This window comes from Microbacterium sp. SORGH_AS_0505, from assembly GCF_030818715.1.
Classification (GTDB): domain Bacteria; phylum Actinomycetota; class Actinomycetes; order Actinomycetales; family Microbacteriaceae; genus Microbacterium.
This window is the reverse complement of sequence record NZ_JAUTAT010000001.1, coordinates 1,851,449-1,866,407: the sequence shown is the minus strand read 5'-3', so window position 1 is coordinate 1,866,407 and position 14,959 is coordinate 1,851,449. Positions and strand designations below refer to the sequence as shown.

The window sequence follows — 14,959 nt, the reverse complement described above, 5'->3', positions numbered from 1 at the left end:
ATGGCCCGCGGCATCCGTCCCGCTCCCCCTGCTCACCTCCACGAAAGCGAGCACGCACCGATGCGCGATTCGTTACTGTCCGTCGACGACTTCTCGGTCGTCTACGACGTCGACCCCCCGGTCGAAGCCGTCACCCATGTCAGCCTCGAGCTGCGCCGCGGCGAGATCCTCGGCCTCGCCGGCGAGAGCGGATGCGGCAAGACCACGCTCGCCTACGGCGTCCAGCGCCTGCTCAAGGCACCCGCCGTCATCTCGAGCGGATCGGTCACCTTCCGCGACGTCTCCGGCGAGGACATCGACGTCAACTCGCTCGATCCGGAGCAGATGCGCCGCTTCCGCTGGGACAAGATCTCGATGGTCTTCCAGGGAGCGATGAACGCCCTGAACCCCGTCGCCACGATCGGGTCGCAGCTCGCCGACGTCTTCGAGGTGCACCGCCCCGACATGAACCGGGCCGCACGCCGTGACGCGGTGAACGAGCTGCTCGAGATCGTCAAGGTCGGTGCCGCCCGCAGCCGCTCGTACCCGCACGAGCTCTCGGGCGGTATGCGCCAGCGCGTCATGATCGCCATGGCGCTCGCGCTCCGCCCGCAGCTGATGATCATGGACGAGCCCACCACGGCGCTCGACGTCCTCGTCCAGCGCGAGATCCTCAAGCAGATCTCGCAGTTGCGCCACGAGTTCGGCTTCTCCGTCATCTTCATCACCCACGACCTGCCGCTGCTGCTGGAGATCAGCGACCGCATCGCCATCATGCGCAAGGGCGAGATCGTCGAGATCGACACCGCCGAGCGCATCTGGACCGCCCCGCAGCACGAGTACACGCGCACGCTGCTGTCCTCGTTCCCGCGACTGACCGGTGAAAGGGGGGTCGTCGTCCGATGACCACACTCGAATTCGACAGCGTCACGAAGATCTACCACGCTCCGCGGTGCGGGTCAGATGAAGGCCCTCGACGAGGTGTCCTTCACCCTCTCGTCCGGCCAGACGATCGGCCTCGTCGGCCAGTCCGGCAGCGGCAAGTCCACGATCGCGAAGATCCTCACCCAGCTCGAGACGCCCACGAGCGGCGAGGTCCGCCTCGACGGGAAGCCCATCCCCCGCCGCGGCAAGGGCCTGCGGGACTACCGGCAGCAGCTCCGCATGGTGTTCCAGGACCCGTTCGCCTCCCTGAACCCGTACCACTCGATCCGCCATCACGTCGAGCGCCCTCTGCGCCTCGACAACGTCGTCCCGATGAAGGAGGTCGAGGACGAGGTGCGCCGCCTCCTCGACCGCGTCCGGCTCGATCCGGACTCGGTCATCGACCGCCGACCTCACGAGCTCTCGGGCGGGCAGCGGCAGCGCGTCGCGATCGCCCGGGCCCTGGCATCCCGTCCTCGCCTCCTCGTCGCCGACGAACCGGTGTCGATGCTCGACGTCTCGATCCGCATGGGCGTCCTGAACCTCCTCGCCGACCTGCAGCGCGAGGAAGGGCTCGGGGTGCTCTACATCACCCACGACCTCGCCACCGCACGTCACTTCAGCGACGAGATCCTCGTGCTCAACCAGGGCAGGGTCGTTGAGAGCGGCACCGCCGACGACGTGATCCTGCGTCCCCAGAACCCGTACACGCAGGAGCTCCGCGCTGCGTCCCCCGACCCCGAGAGCCACTTCGCGTCGGCTCCGGGACTGCCCGGAGGTGCCCGATGACCGCCGTCGAACCCCAGCTGCCCGTCGAGACGTCCGACGCGCTCGAGGTCGGCACCACCGCGACCACCGCCGTGAAGGGGCGCTCCCGCATCCCGTGGCGCTTCCTCGGCAGCCGCGCCCTGTTCTACCTCTTCACGCTGTGGGCGGCGATCACGATCAACTTCTTCCTGCCCCGCCTGATGAAGGGCGACGCGGTCGATCAGTACCTCGCCCGCAACCGCAACGTCACGCCCGAGGCGGCCGACGCGCTCCGCGCCCTGCTCGGCATCGACACCGACAAGTCGATGTGGCAGCAGTACGTCGACTACTGGGGCCTGATGGTCCGCGGCGACCTCGGCGTCTCGCTCCTGCACGGCCTCCGCCCGGTCGGTGAGGTCATCAGCGCGGCCCTCCCCTGGACGGTGGGGCTCGTCGGATTCGCCACGATCATCTCGTTCCTCATCGGCACGATCGGCGGCGCCATCATCGGCTGGCGTCGAGGGAGCCGCTCCGAGGTGATGATCCCGATCACGACCTTCCTCAGCACCATCCCGTACTTCTGGCTGGGGCTCCTCGCCATCGCCCTCTTCTCGGTCAACCTCAAGTGGTTCCCGATCGGCAAGGCGTACGGCGTCGGCTACTCGCCCGAGTTCACCCCGGAGTTCATCGGGCAGGTGATCCACCACGGCACGCTCCCGGCGGTGACGATCATCATCGCCTCGCTCGGCGGCTGGATGCTCGGCATGCGAAACATGATGCTCACGGTCCTCGACGAGGACTACATCACCGTCGCGCAGGCCAAGGGCATGCCGAACTCGCGCGTGCTGTGGCGGTACGCCGCCCGCAACGCGGTCCTCCCCCAGATCCAGAGCTTCGCGCTGTCGATCGGCTTCATCGTCGGCGGCACGATCGTCATGGAGATGGTCTTCAGCTACCCCGGCGTCGGAAAACTTCTGCTGGATGCCACGAACGGCAAGGACTACGCGCTGATGCAGGGCGTCTTCCTGGTCATCACGCTGTCGGTGCTGGTGGCGAACATCCTCGCCGACATCGCCTACGCGTTCCTCGACCCGCGCACCCGCCAGACGGAGGCCTGACCATGACCACCACCGCCACCATCCGCATGGCCCGCACCGAGGACCCGACGCCCAACACGTTCTGGGCCCGCCTGGGGTCGGCGTTCGCGATGTTCCGCAACGCGAAGTCGATAACGGGGCTCGCCATCCTCGGCTTCTTCGTCCTCATCGCGATCTTCGCCGACGTCCTCGCTCCGTTCTCGCCCACCCAGGTCGACAACACGGCGCGGTTCCAACCGCCGTCCGCCGAGCACTGGCTGGGCACCACTCACATCGGCGAAGACGTCCTCAGCCAGGTCATCCACGGCACGCGCGGCGTCATCGTCGTCGGCTTCCTCGCTGCGATCCTGGCCACCGTCATCGCCATCGTCGTGGGTGTCGTCTCGGGCTACGTCCGCGGGTGGAAGAGCGAGGGCCTCTCGGCGCTGACGAACGTGTTCCTCGTCATCCCGGGTCTGCCGCTCATCATCATCGTCGCCTCGATGTTCGAGGAGCCGCCGCTCGTCCTCATCGCCGCGGTCCTCGGGATCACCGGCTGGGCGTGGGGCGCCCGGGTCCTGCGCGCGCAGACGATGTCGCTCCGCAACCGCGACTTCATCCAGGCCGCCCGAGCGAACGGCGAGCCGCTGCGCCGCATCATCACCGTCGAGATGCTGCCGAACCTCATGGCGCTCATCGCCGCGAGCTTCGTCGGCACCGTGACCGCCGCCATCCTCGGGCTCACGACTCTGTCGTACATCGGTGTCATCCCGGTGAACACGTACAACTGGGGCACCATCCTCAACTGGGCGAGCGCTCAGGGCGCATTCCGTCAGAACCAGTGGTGGTGGTACCTGCCCCCGGGGCTCTGCATCGCCGCCATCGGTGTGGCACTGTCGCTCATCAACTTCGGCATTGACGAGTACGTGAACCCCCGCCTGCGCTCCGCCGGCGAGCGGGCCCGCGCGATGAAGAAGAAGGGCCTGAACGTCAACGACGCCGTCACCGCCGTCCGCACCGTCGAGGTCCCCGTCACCCGCCGGGAGGCCCGCGAATGACGACCGTCGACACCGCTGCCGCCGCCTACCTGGATGCCGCTCTGTCAGTCGAGGAGCGCGTCGCCGACCTGCTCGGGCGCATGACGCTCCCCGAGAAGGTCGGACAGATGATGCAGTTCGACGCCCGCGAGGACCTCGAGCACATCGTGCACGAGCGTCACGCCGGCTCGATCCTCCACACGTCCCCCGAAAAGGTGCTCCGCGCCGCGGAGCTCACGGCACAGACCCGGCTGCGCATCCCGCTGCTGGTCGCGGAGGACTGCATCCACGGACACTCCTTCTGGGAGGGGGCGACGATCTTCCCGACACAACTCGGCATGGCCGCGTCCTGGGATGCGGACCTCATCGAGAGCGTCGCGAAGGCGACGGCGGCCGAAGTGGCGGCCACCGGCATCCACTGGACCTTCTCCCCCGTCCTCTGCATCGCACGCGACCTCCGCTGGGGCCGCGTCGGCGAGACGTTCGGCGAGGACCCGTTCCTCATCGGCGAGCTCGCTTCGGCGATGGTGCGCGGCTACCAGGGCGACGGCCTCGACGACCCCGACGCGATCCTCGCGACCGCGAAGCACTTCGCCGGGTACTCCGAGACTCAGGGCGGCCGTGATGCGAGCGAGGCCGACATCTCTCGGCGCAAGCTCCGCTCCTGGTTCCTGCCGCCGTTCGAACGCGTCGCGCGGGAGGGATGCCGCACCTTCATGCTCGGCTACCAGACCACCGACGGCGTGCCGATCACGGTGAACGACTGGCTGCTCAGTGACGTGCTCCGCGGCGAGTGGGGCTACACCGGCACCCTCATCACCGACTGGGACAACGTCGGTCGCATGGTGTGGGAGCAGAAGGTGCAGCCGGACTACGCGCACGCCGCCGCGGCCGCCGTGAAGGCCGGCAACGACATGGTCATGACGACGCCCGGGTTCTTCGCCGGCGCCCTCGAGGCCGTCGACCGCGGGATGCTGGCCGAGGCCGACATCGACCAGGCGGTCACGCGCATCCTGTCGCTCAAGTTCCGCTTCGGGCTGTTCGAGAACCCGCGCCTGCCCGACCGGGAGCGCATCGGGTCGGTCATCGCGCAGGGCGCTCACACCGACCTCAACCTCGAGGTCGCGCGGCGCTCGCTCGTCCTCCTCCGCAACGACGGCACCCTCCCGCTGGCTCCCGACACCCGGCGCATCGCCGTCGTCGGTCCGCTCGCCGACGACGCGCAGACGCAGCTCGGCGACTGGGCGGGCTCGTCCGGGCAGGTCGATTGGATGTCGGAGGGCCACCCGCGTGCGCAGATCACGACAGTCCTCGACGGCCTCCGCGAGCTCGCTGGCGGGGCGGTCGAGCATGCGCGGGGCGCAGAGATCCTCCGCCTGACAGACGACCCGGCGGGCGTCTTCCCCGACGGCCAGCCGCGGCCGCCGATCGTCGTCCCGAGCGAGCCGGATGCCGGGCAGATCGCCGAGGTGGTCGCTCTCGCTGAGCGATCCGACGTCGTCGTCGCCGTCGTCGGCGACCGGATCGAGCTCGTGGGCGAAGGCCGGTCGACCGCAACGCTCGAGCTCGTCGGCGGTCAGCGGGCGCTCCTCGACGCCCTCGCGGCGACGGGCACTCCGCTCGTCGTCGTGCTGATGGCGTCGAAGCCGCTGATCCTGCCCGAGTCGGTGCGCGAGGCATCCGTCATCTGGGTAGCGAATCCGGGCATGCAGGGCGGGCGTGCGATCGCGGAGGTGCTCCTCGGCGAGATCGAGCCCGCCGGGCGCCTGCCGATCTCGTTCGCGCGGCACGCCGGCCAGCAGCCGACGTACTACAACCAGATCCGAGGGCAGCACGGCGACCGCTACGCGGACCTCACGCAGGAGCCGGCGTTCGCCTTCGGCGACGGGCTGTCTTATACGACCGTCGAGTACGGCGACGCGGAGGTCCTGACGCCCGTCGTCTCGGCAGGCGACACGATCCGCGCGCAGATCACGCTGCGGAACACCGGCGAGCGCCCCGCGCACGAGATCGTCCAGGTCTACGTCCGCGACACGGTGACCTCGGTCAGCTGGGCCGACAAGGAGCTGAAGTCGTACCGGCACGTCGACCTCGCCGCCGGCGCCAGCGCGACCGTCGACATCGATCTGCCGGCATCCGACTGCACGATCGTGGATGCGGGGGGCCGCCGCATCGTGGAACCTGGGGAGTTCGAGCTCCTCATCGGGCCGTCGTCCCGCGACGAGGTGCTGCGGGCGGTCTCGTTCGAGATCCGCTGACGCGACGGCTCTCGCTATCGTCGAGGCATGCGTGCCATCCCCGCCGACCTCGATCCGGACGTCGTCGCCGAGATCGATCGTCGACTCGCTGCGGTGTCGCGGGACCACGATGTCGAGATCCCGTGGGCGATCGAGAGCGGCAGCCGCGCGTGGGGATTCCCCTCACCCGACAGCGACTACGACTGCCGCTTCATCTTCGTACGGCCACGCGAGCAGTACCTGACGCTGTGGCCCGAGCGCGACGTGATCGAAACCCCGCTGGACGCGGTGTTCGACGTCAACGGCTGGGATCTCGCGAAGTCCGTGAAGCTGATCGCGAAGGGCAACGCGACGGCGATCGAGTGGCTCCGCTCTCCCATCGTCTACACGGGCGACCCGGCATTCCGCGACGGCCTGCTCGATCTCGCCGACCGCATCGTCGAGCGCGGGGCGGTCGGACGTCATTACCTGCACGTCGCCCGGCAGCAGCGGGCGGGTAAGCCCACCCTCAAGCGGTTCTTCTATGTCCTCCGTCCTGCTGCCGCCCTGAGATGGCTCGAGGTCCATCCCGCGCAGGCTGTCCCGCCGATGGACCTCCCCACCCTGATCGAAGAGGGTGACCTCGACGACGACGTGCGGACTGCGGTGCACGATCTCATCGCCCAGAAGGCACAGACTCGCGAGCTCGGTGCGGGGACCCCGCCGGCGACCCTCGACCGCTTCGTCACCGCGCAGCTCGACCGGGCCGAGGTGTACGAGGACGCCGCGCCGGAACGGGACGGTGCGCTCGTCCGGTCGCTCGCGGACGAGTACTTCCTCTCGTTGGTTCGACCTACTTGAGCCCCGTCATCGTGATGCCCTGCACGAAGTAGCGCTGCAGGAAGAGGAACAGCAGCAGGATCGGTGTCACGACGAGCACGGACCCCGCCATGAGCAGACCGTAGTACGTGCCGTTCGACCCGACGGAGTAGAGCGACAGTGCGACGGGGAGCGTGTACATCTGCTCGGTCTGGGCGATCACGAGCGGCCAGAGGAAGTTGTTCCACGATCCGAGGAACGTGAGGATCGCGAGCGTCGCGATCGGCGGACCGCACTGCGGCAGCACGACCCGCAGGAAGATGCGCCACTCCCCCGCGCCGTCGATCCGCGCCGCCTCGATGAGGGCGTCGGGGACACCCATGATGAACTGCCGCATGAGGAAGACGCCGAGAGGTCCCGCCAGGAACGGCAGGATGAGCGCCGGATACGTGTTGACGAGCCCCATGTTCGCCACGAGGACGAACATCGGCACGAGCGTGACGACACCCGGCACCATGAGCGTCAGCAGCACGAGGCCGAACAGCACCTTCTTGCCGGGGAACTCGAGCTTGGCGAGCGCGTACGCGACCATCGAGCAGAACACGATGTTGCCGACGACCACCACGAGCGCGACGACCACCGAGTTGAAGAAGAACTGCCCGTAGTCCAGCTGCGTCAGCCAGCGGGAGTAGTTGTCGAGCGTCGCCTGCTCGGGCCACCACGTGATGGGACGCTGGAGCAGCTCGCCCTGTGTCTTGAAGCTGCCGAGCAGCATCCACATGAACGGGGCCAGCGTGACGATCAACCCGATCGTGAGCGCGAGGTAGGTGGCACCCCGCGACCAGCTCACCGATCGCCGCCGCCGGCGGGGCGCGGCATCCGTCGTCACCGCGGCCTTGTCGGGCTCGGTCACCGTCGTGATCGCCATGTCAGTTGTCCTTCGATCGCAGCAGCCGGAACTGCACGGCCGACAGCGCCGCGATGAACGCGAACAGCACGTAGGCCGCCGCGGACGCGAGCGAGTAGTCGCCGTATCCGAACTGGTTGTAGACGTAGTAGCTGATGGTCAGCGTCGAGTTGAGCGGTCCGCCTTGCGTCATGACGAACGGCTCCTCGAACACCTGCAGGAACCCGACGGAGAGCAGGACTGCGCCCAGCAGCAGCGTCGGGCGCATGAGGGGAAGCGTCATGCTCGTGAACCGTCGCCACGCGCTCGCGCCGTCGACCTCCGCGGCCTCGTAGACGTCCCGCGGAATCGCCTGCAGCCCCGCCAGGAAGATGATCATGAGCGTGCCCATGTTGCGCCATGCGCCCATGAGAATGATCGAGGGCATCGCCCAGAACGGGTCGTTCAACCAGTCCGGTCCGTTGATGCCGACCCACGACAGCACCGTGTTCAGGAGCCCCGAGTCCTGCAGGATGAACTTCCACACGACCGCGACGGCGACGATCGAGGTCACGACCGGGGTGTAGAACCCCACCCGGAAGACGCTCCGGAACTTCTCGATCCCGGAGTTCAACGCGACCGCGAGCAGCAGGCCGAGCGCCATCGTGAGCGGGATGCCGACGCCGACGAAGTAGAACGTGTTGACGATCGACTTCACGAACAACTCGTCCTGGAACAGCGCGACGAAGTTGTCGAACCCGATCACGTTCACCGAGAACGGCGAGCGCAGGTCCCGCACCCCGAGGTCGGTGAACGACATCGCGAAGGATCCCAGCAGCGGGCCCAGCATGAAGACCGCGAAGATGACGAGGAACGGCAGGGCGAACAGCCACGCCACCACGGCGGTGCGGCGCCGCTGGGCGGCGAAGCCTCCTCGCCGCCCAGCCGCACTCGTCGAGACGAGCGCCACGACGCCTACCAGCCCGTGCCGAGGGATTCGGCCTTGGCGACGATGGCGGATGCCGACTCCGCCGAGCTGCTGCCGTTGGCGACCTTCTCCGCTTCGGTCTCGATGAATGCCGACATCTCGTTCCAGCTCGGCACCGACGGCGGTGCGACGGTGTTCTCGAGCTGGTCGTTGAGGACCGACAGGCGCGGGTCGGAGGTGAACGGCTCGGAGTCGAGCGCGGAGGTCACGGCCGGGAGGGCGTTGACCGTCTCGAACCACTCCTGCTGCGTCTCGGGCTCGGACAGCCAACGGATCAGCTTCCAGGCTCCGTCGGCGTTCTTCGCGTCCTCGAACACACCCAGGTGGCCGCCGCCGAGGTACGAGTCGTTGTTGTCCGTGCCGGCGGGCACCGGCGTGGTGAGGACGTTCTCGTCGACCCACTCGGGCGACTCCTGGTCGCCGAGCACGCCCACCATCCAGGGACCGGAGATGAAGGTCGGGTTCGATCCGTTCGCGAACGCGGCCGTCTGCGCGTCGCCGTAGCCGGACATGGGCGCGAGCCCCGCGGTGAAGAACGAGGCGTAGTAGTCGAGCGCCTCGGTCAGGGCCGCCTCATCCCACGCGTAGGCGTCACCGGCGTTGTTCAGGACCTCGCCGCCCGCCTGCGCGTAGAACGGCAGGATCACCTGGGTCGAGTCCTCTGCGTCGCCCATGGGGAGTTGGATGCCGTAGTCGGAGCCGTTCGCCTTCATCGCCTCCGCGAAGGTTGTCAGGTCGTCCCACGTCTTCGGCGCCTCGACACCCGCCTGTTCGGCGAGGTCCTCCCGGTAGTACATGACACGCGTCTCGACGTACCACGGCACCGCGTAGGAGGTGCCTTCGACCTCGGTCGATTCGAGCGCCGTCTCGTTGAACGACTCCTCGTCGACGAGGTCGCCGGGGACCTTGGCGAGGCCGCCCGCGGCGACCATCGACGGAAGGAGCGACGACCCGATCATGATCGCATCGGGCACCGTGCCGGCGGCGACGGCGGTCTGATACTTCGTCATGACGTCGGTCCACGGGATCGACGTGACGGTCACCTTCGCGTCGGGGTTCTCCTTCACGAATCCGTCCGCGAAATCGGCGAGGTTCTCGCCCTCCTCACCCATCGCCCACACCTCGATGGTCCCCTTCGCCGCGGACTCGTCGACTGTCGCGGCCTCGCCGCCGCCACCCTGACCGGCATCGTCCGCCCTGCCGCACCCGGCGAGAGCCAGCATTCCGACCACACCGATCGCACCGAACGCGAGTGCCCTGTTCCGCATCTTCACGGGATCCTCCTCATCGAGTCTTGACGCCGCAGCAGTTGACGGGAAAAGTAACTTAGCAACTGCTCGCTTAGTTTGTTGAGCATAGACTGACGGCAACCGACCTCGCAAGAGAGCAGGCCATGAGCAACGCAGCCGAAGACACGCCCACCGACCTTCCCGGCCGACCCGACCTCCGTCGCGTGCGCGGGGACAAACGGCGGACCACGATCGTGGAGACCGCCGTCGAAGTGTTCGGCGAGCAGGGCTACCGCGGCACATCGCTGCGCGAGATCGCGCGCCGCGTCGGCATCTCGGACGCGGGCCTCTTGCACCACTTCGGTTCCAAGGTCGGACTGCTTGCCGCAACCATCGCGGCGCGCGACGAGATCGACCGCGCACGCCGCGAGGAGTCCGAAGCCGCCGGCGTCAGCTTCGTCGACACGATGCGCGAGCAGGTGGCGCGTAACACCCGCTCCCCCGGCCTCGTCGCCCTGCATGTCGTGCTCTCCGCCGAAGCGACCGACCCGCAGCATCCCGCCCACGAGTCCTTCCGCGATCGCTACCGCGCCCTCCGACACCAGGACGATGAGTCGTTCTCACGGTTGCAGGACGAGGGCCACCTGAGGAACGACCTCGACGCGGAGCGAGTCGGTCAGCTCGTGACGGCGATGATGGACGGCCTGCAGCTGCAGTGGCTTCTCGATCCGGACGCCGTCGACATGGCGGGACTGTTCGAGGACTTCCTGCACCTGCTCGAGATCCCCGCCCCCCGCGAGGACGACGCGGCCGAGGGGCGCGCTCCGGCTAGCCCTGAGTGAGCACCTCGGGAGAGGCGTCGTCGGATCCGTCCGACAGCTCGACGCGCGTCCACGGGATCGGCGCCTCGGCGAACACCGGCTCCAGCACGCGCCACATCTCGTCGGCGTCGTCGCCGTAGAAGAACACGTCGTAACCGCCGAGGCCCGCGCCGTTGCCGTCGGTCTGACCGACACCGGCGTCGAGCAGCGCCTGGTCGGCGGCGAGCTCGGTCTCGAACAGCGCGTTCATGAGATCGACGTCGAACTCCCCCTCAGGCACCTCGAAGGAGACGATGACCCAGTCGTACTCGTCGGCTGTATCGATCTCTTCCTCGAGCTCAGCGGATGCGTCGGGTTCGGTCCGGCCGGTCATGTCCGAGAGCTGCATCTGCAGCAGGGACAGCGGTGAGCACGCGCTCAGCGCGGCGCCCGCTGCGACGAACAGCATCGCGGCGAGCAGGCGATGAGCGCGGGAGACCACGTCGCGATCGTAGCGCCCGCGGCGCCGTCGAACCTCACCCCGGAGCGAGGCGGTACAGCACTTCGGGGCGTCCCCGCTTGCCGTACCGGTGCGACACCGCGATGGCGCCGGACTCCGCGAGGTGCGCGAGGTACCGATGCGCCGTCGCCCGCGACATCTCGCAGGCAGCGGCGACCTCGGCGACGGAACGCCCGTTCGCCGCGTCCAGGGCCCTCAACACCAGCTCCAGGGTCGGCGCGGCGAGGCCTTTGGGCAGCGTCCGTGCGCCTGCGGCCGACGCCGCGACGGTGCGGATGCCGCCGGTCGCCAGCAGCCGATCGATCTCCGCCTGTGCGAGCGGACGCTCGCGCCCGGCATCCGCTCTCGCGTCGCGCTCCTCGCGATACCGCTCGAGCCGCTCCCGCAGCGCAGGCTCGGTGAACGGCTTCACGAGGTACCCGACGACCCGACCGGCGAGCGCCTGACGGACGGTCGTCTGATCCTGCGACGAGCTGATCACGAGGACGTCGGGTCCACCGTCCGCGACCGTCCGCAGCCGGTGCAGCACCTCGACTCCGCTGATGTCGGGCAGGCGCATGTCGAGCAGGACGAGGTCGACCCCCGAGGAGCCCTGGGCGAGGGCTTCCCGGCCCGTGCCGGCGGATCCTGCGACGACGAACCCGGGCACGCCGTCGACGAATCGGCAGTGCAGGGCGCGCGCGCCCCGGTCATCATCGACGACCAGCACACGGATCGCCTGCCCGCTCACACGCGCTCCATCTCGAAGGCGAAACGCGCACCGCCGAGCGCGGACGAACCGACCTCGATCGTGCCGCCGCGGGATGCCACCGTGCGCCGCACGGTATCGAGGCCGTACCCCCGCCCGAAGCCCGACGGGTCCGTCTTCGTCGAGAACCCCTGGCCGAAGATGCGACCGATGACGGCCGGATCCACCCCCGGGCCGTCGTCGTCGACGGCCCCGATGAGGCGACCCTCGGCCTCGCGCAGCACGCAGCGCACCCGCCGCGCGCCGGCCTCGCCCGCATTGCGGCACAGGTTCGCGACGACCGACACGGCACCGTCGTCGAGGTCGCCGTCGAGCGCGAGGTCGAACTCGGCCTGCGCGCCGAGTTCCAGCAGCTCGGCACGCACGGCGTGCACGGTCGCGGCGGCGACGGGTTCTCCAGCGTCCTCGGCGCCGGCCGCGGTGCGCACCGGGGCGACCTCCTCGATGTAGCCGAGCGCCGCTGCCGTGTCGCCGTGCGAGACGAGCCCGTGGACGACGTGCAGTCGCGTGCCGAACTCGTGCGCCTGCTCGCGGAGGGCGGCGGTCGTCCGCCGCATCTGCGCGTTCTCCGCAGCGACCGCGTCCGCCCGCCGGAACCTCCGCTCGACCGCGGTCGTCAGCGCGGAACTCGCGAGCGACGCGACGACGAGCGCGCCGATCCCCCACGGCAGCAGAGCGCCGAGCGCGGCGTCCCGGTCCGCCGCGATGCTCGACTCCAGCACACCGACGGCGACCATGCCGACCACGACGCCGCCGTCGTCCCGCACCGGCACCTTCGCACGCAGCGACGGCCCCGAGGCGCCCCGCTCGGTGCCGAGGAACGTCCCACCCTCCAGCACGGGCCCGTTCGTGGTCTCGACCTGCACGCCGCGCTCGGAGGCGAGCGGATGCGTGATGCGGACGCCCTCGTCGTCGGTGATGACGACGTAGTAGACGCCCGCCGACTCGACCACGAGCTCGGCGAGCGGCTGCAGCGCCGTCGTCGCCGCGGCGAGATCGGCGGCGTCGGCGAGATCGCCCGGGCGACCGGCATCCGTCACCGTCGTCAGGGTCGTCCGGACCTCGGCGAGATCCGCGAGGCTCCGGGCGACGGCCATGACCCGCTCGGCCGTCGCCTCGCGGATCGTGCGCTCCTGCACCGTCATCGCGACCGCGACCGTCGCCGACAGCGCGGCGAGCGTCACCACCGAGGGCAGGACGAGCAGCGCGAGCCGGAGCACGCGGGGCCGCCGCGGAGACGCCATCGTTCACCACTCCCGTCCATGCACGGTGCGTGAGCGTTTAAGAGAACAAAAGCCGAAGGATGCCGCTGCCGCACCGCGCGCTGTCATCCTATTTCGATCTCGCGGAGACGACGATGTCCGCGCGAATGGAGCAATGATGACCCAGACAGATACCCCTGCACCGCCGCCGAGCAGGCGCCGCACCGTGGTCGGCCGCGTGGTCGGCGGTGTCATCGCCGCCGCCGCGATCGGAACCGCGGCCGCCGGGTCGATCGCCTCGGCGAGCACCGGCAGCGACATCAACGCGTCGATGACGATCGTCGCCCCCGCCGCCGCCGGCGGAGGCTGGGACGGCGTCGCCCGTGAACTCCAGCAGGCGCAGAAGGCCAACGGTCTCGTGAACAACGTGCAGGTCGTGAACATGCCGGGTGCCGGCGGCACGATCGCCCTCGGCAACGTCTCGGTCCTCGAGGGCCAGGCGAACAACATGCTCGTGGGCGGCACGGGTCTCCTGGCCGCCACGATCCAGTTCAACTCCGCCGCGACCCTCGACGACGTCACCCCGCTCGCGGTGGTCGTCGAGGAGTACGACGTCATCGTCGTCCCGGCCGACTCCCCTTACGAGACGCTCGACGACCTCGTGCAGGGCTGGAAGGAGGACCCGAAGGCCCTCCCCTGGACCGGCGGCGGCTCGTTCGACCAGCTCGTCGTCACCGACCTCGCGCTCTCTGCCGGCATCGAGCCGGTGGACACCACCTACATCTCCTCCGACGGCGGCGGCGAGGCGATCCAGGCGCTCCTCAACGGCACCGCGAAGGCCGCCGCCGGCGGTTACCCCGACAACATCGACCAGATCGAGGCGGGACGTCTGCGCGCCCTCGCCCTCGTGGCGAAGGAGCCCGTCGACGGGATCGACATCCCGACCGCCGCCGAGCAGGGCTACGACGTCTCGCTGACGAACTGGCGCTCGCTCTCGGCGCCGTCCGGTCTCGAGGACAGCGAGCGCGAGGCACTCACGCAGCTCGTCCTCGACAGCGTCGCGACCCCCGAGTGGGCTGACGCGATGGACCGTTACTACTGGACCGAACGCATCATCACGGGCGACGAGCTCGACACGTTCCTGAAGGACGAGGAGACGCGCATCCGCGCCCTCTACGAGGAGATGGGCCTGTGACCTTCCCCGCCAACCCCACCTCGGCGTCCGCCGTCGTCGGCCAGCGCCTACGGCTGGTCTCCGGGCCCGGTGCCGCGGCCCTCCTCAAGGGCCTTACGATGCCGGTGATCCTCGTCGCCTTCGCCACCTACCTCGTCGTCGGCATCGTCACCATGCGCGTACCCGAGGGCACGGCGTTCCCCGGGCCGCAGTTCTTCCCCGGCATCATCGCGGCCGGCCTCTACATCTTCGCCGCCACCCTCGCCGTCGGCGCGATCCGCGAGATCCGCGCGACGCCCGACGCCCTCACCGCCGAGATCGAGGCGGCGCGCGCCGAGGCGGCCGGCGAGGAGCCCGCAGCGAAGCCCGTCCGCGTCGACATCCGCTCGTTCGCGTGGGTGGTCCTGTCGTTCCTCGCCTTCGCCTTCCTGCTCGAGTTCCTCGGCTGGATCATCGCGGCGGGCCTGCTGTTCTGGTGCGTCGCGCGCGCGTTCGGCTCGACGAAGTGGCTGCAGAGCCTCATCGTGGGGCTCACGCTGAGCTCGCTCGCCTACATCGGTTTCGACATGGCCCTCGGGATGCCCCTCCCGTCGGGCATCCTCGGAGGGTTCTGA

The 14,959-nt window shown here is 69.2% G+C and carries 14 protein-coding genes and 1 pseudogene; 9 read left to right on the top strand and 6 right to left on the bottom strand.

What is annotated here, in order from left to right; genetic code table 11:
* Nucleotides 1–60 precede the first annotated feature (60 nt).
* The 6 genes and pseudogenes from QE428_RS09140 to QE428_RS09115 all read left to right on the top strand — a co-directional run bounded on the left by QE428_RS09140 (nucleotide 61) and on the right by QE428_RS09115 (nucleotide 6,840).
* On the top strand, nucleotides 61–885 hold the full coding sequence (locus QE428_RS09140) for an ABC transporter ATP-binding protein (protein ID WP_091359434.1): 825 nt from the start codon (nucleotides 61–63) through the stop codon (nucleotides 883–885).
* Nucleotides 882–1,692: pseudogene (locus tag QE428_RS09135) on the top strand (ABC transporter ATP-binding protein). Before QE428_RS09140 ends, QE428_RS09135 begins: the two are co-directional and overlap by 4 nt.
* The gene (locus QE428_RS09130; RefSeq protein WP_091352098.1) at nucleotides 1,689–2,768 is read left to right on the top strand and encodes an ABC transporter permease; all 1,080 of its coding nucleotides are present in this window, start codon (nucleotides 1,689–1,691) and stop codon (nucleotides 2,766–2,768) included. Before QE428_RS09135 ends, QE428_RS09130 begins: the two are co-directional and overlap by 4 nt.
* Nucleotides 2,769–2,770: 2 nt before the next feature.
* Nucleotides 2,771–3,784, top strand: coding sequence for an ABC transporter permease (locus QE428_RS09125; protein ID WP_307468337.1), 1,014 nt, complete (start codon nucleotides 2,771–2,773; stop codon nucleotides 3,782–3,784).
* Nucleotides 3,781–6,021: a glycoside hydrolase family 3 N-terminal domain-containing protein gene (locus QE428_RS09120; RefSeq protein WP_307468334.1), complete on the top strand. Its 2,241-nt coding sequence runs from the start codon at nucleotides 3,781–3,783 to the stop codon at nucleotides 6,019–6,021. Before QE428_RS09125 ends, QE428_RS09120 begins: the two co-directional genes overlap by 4 nt.
* A gap of 27 nt (nucleotides 6,022–6,048) precedes the next feature.
* Nucleotides 6,049–6,840, top strand: a complete 792-nt coding sequence (locus QE428_RS09115; RefSeq protein ID WP_307468331.1) for a nucleotidyltransferase domain-containing protein — start codon at nucleotides 6,049–6,051, stop codon at nucleotides 6,838–6,840.
* On the opposite strand, the gene QE428_RS09110 is transcribed toward QE428_RS09115, so the two are convergent.
* From QE428_RS09110 to QE428_RS09100, 3 genes are read right to left on the bottom strand one after another with little or no spacing between them, the layout of a single operon-like run.
* Complete coding sequence (locus tag QE428_RS09110) at nucleotides 6,833–7,726, bottom strand: carbohydrate ABC transporter permease (protein ID WP_091352087.1); 894 nt, start codon at nucleotides 7,724–7,726, stop codon at nucleotides 6,833–6,835. The genes QE428_RS09115 and QE428_RS09110 overlap by 8 nt on opposite strands.
* Nucleotide 7,727: 1 nt before the next feature.
* Nucleotides 7,728–8,654, bottom strand: coding sequence for a carbohydrate ABC transporter permease (locus QE428_RS09105; RefSeq protein WP_091352085.1), 927 nt, complete (start codon nucleotides 8,652–8,654; stop codon nucleotides 7,728–7,730).
* 5 nt (nucleotides 8,655–8,659) lie between these two features.
* Nucleotides 8,660–9,940: an extracellular solute-binding protein gene (locus QE428_RS09100; RefSeq protein ID WP_307470707.1), complete on the bottom strand. Its 1,281-nt coding sequence runs from the start codon at nucleotides 9,938–9,940 to the stop codon at nucleotides 8,660–8,662.
* Between the two features lie 125 nt (nucleotides 9,941–10,065).
* On the opposite strand from QE428_RS09100, the gene QE428_RS09095 reads away from it, so the two are divergent.
* On the top strand, nucleotides 10,066–10,743 hold the full coding sequence (locus QE428_RS09095; protein WP_307468327.1) for a TetR/AcrR family transcriptional regulator: 678 nt from the start codon (nucleotides 10,066–10,068) through the stop codon (nucleotides 10,741–10,743).
* Here the strand turns inward: QE428_RS09095 and QE428_RS09090 are convergent.
* Genes QE428_RS09090 through QE428_RS09080 form a run of 3 tightly spaced genes read right to left on the bottom strand, consistent with a single transcriptional unit; the run spans nucleotide 10,730 to nucleotide 13,213 of the window.
* Nucleotides 10,730–11,203 carry a hypothetical protein gene (locus QE428_RS09090; protein ID WP_307468324.1) on the bottom strand — a complete coding sequence of 158 codons (474 nt, stop codon included), beginning with the start codon at nucleotides 11,201–11,203 and terminating at the stop codon, nucleotides 10,730–10,732. The genes QE428_RS09095 and QE428_RS09090 overlap by 14 nt on opposite strands.
* Nucleotides 11,204–11,237: 34 nt before the next feature.
* Nucleotides 11,238–11,951, bottom strand: a complete 714-nt coding sequence (locus tag QE428_RS09085; protein WP_307468321.1) for a response regulator — start codon at nucleotides 11,949–11,951, stop codon at nucleotides 11,238–11,240.
* Nucleotides 11,948–13,213, bottom strand: a complete 1,266-nt coding sequence (locus QE428_RS09080; protein ID WP_091352077.1) for an ATP-binding protein — start codon at nucleotides 13,211–13,213, stop codon at nucleotides 11,948–11,950. The genes QE428_RS09085 and QE428_RS09080 overlap by 4 nt, the downstream gene beginning before the upstream one ends.
* A 136-nt stretch (nucleotides 13,214–13,349) precedes the next feature.
* On the opposite strand from QE428_RS09080, the gene QE428_RS09075 reads away from it, so the two are divergent.
* Entirely contained in the window at nucleotides 13,350–14,366 is a 1,017-nt protein-coding gene (locus QE428_RS09075) for a tripartite tricarboxylate transporter substrate binding protein (RefSeq protein ID WP_091359428.1), read from the top strand.
* A complete protein-coding gene (locus tag QE428_RS09070; protein WP_307468317.1) occupies nucleotides 14,363–14,959 on the top strand; it encodes a tripartite tricarboxylate transporter TctB family protein in 597 nt (198 codons plus the stop codon). Before QE428_RS09075 ends, QE428_RS09070 begins: the two co-directional genes overlap by 4 nt.

What these genes read in the sequence shown, in the direction of transcription:
- QE428_RS09095 (WP_307468327.1), top strand. Translation starts at nt 10,066, where the DNA reads ATGAGCAACGCAGCCGAAGACACGCCCACCGACCTTCCCGGCCGACCC.
- QE428_RS09110 (WP_091352087.1), bottom strand. Translation starts at nt 7,726, where the DNA reads ATGGCGATCACGACGGTGACCGAGCCCGACAAGGCCGCGGTGACGACG.
- QE428_RS09125 (WP_307468337.1), top strand. Translation starts at nt 2,771, where the DNA reads ATGACCACCACCGCCACCATCCGCATGGCCCGCACCGAGGACCCGACG.
- QE428_RS09080 (WP_091352077.1), bottom strand. Translation starts at nt 13,213, where the DNA reads ATGGCGTCTCCGCGGCGGCCCCGCGTGCTCCGGCTCGCGCTGCTCGTC.
- QE428_RS09130 (WP_091352098.1), top strand. Translation starts at nt 1,689, where the DNA reads ATGACCGCCGTCGAACCCCAGCTGCCCGTCGAGACGTCCGACGCGCTC.
- QE428_RS09115 (WP_307468331.1), top strand. Translation starts at nt 6,049, where the DNA reads ATGCGTGCCATCCCCGCCGACCTCGATCCGGACGTCGTCGCCGAGATC.
- QE428_RS09075 (WP_091359428.1), top strand. Translation starts at nt 13,350, where the DNA reads ATGACCCAGACAGATACCCCTGCACCGCCGCCGAGCAGGCGCCGCACC.
- QE428_RS09140 (WP_091359434.1), top strand. Translation starts at nt 61, where the DNA reads ATGCGCGATTCGTTACTGTCCGTCGACGACTTCTCGGTCGTCTACGAC.
- QE428_RS09100 (WP_307470707.1), bottom strand. Translation starts at nt 9,940, where the DNA reads ATGCGGAACAGGGCACTCGCGTTCGGTGCGATCGGTGTGGTCGGAATG.
- QE428_RS09120 (WP_307468334.1), top strand. Translation starts at nt 3,781, where the DNA reads ATGACGACCGTCGACACCGCTGCCGCCGCCTACCTGGATGCCGCTCTG.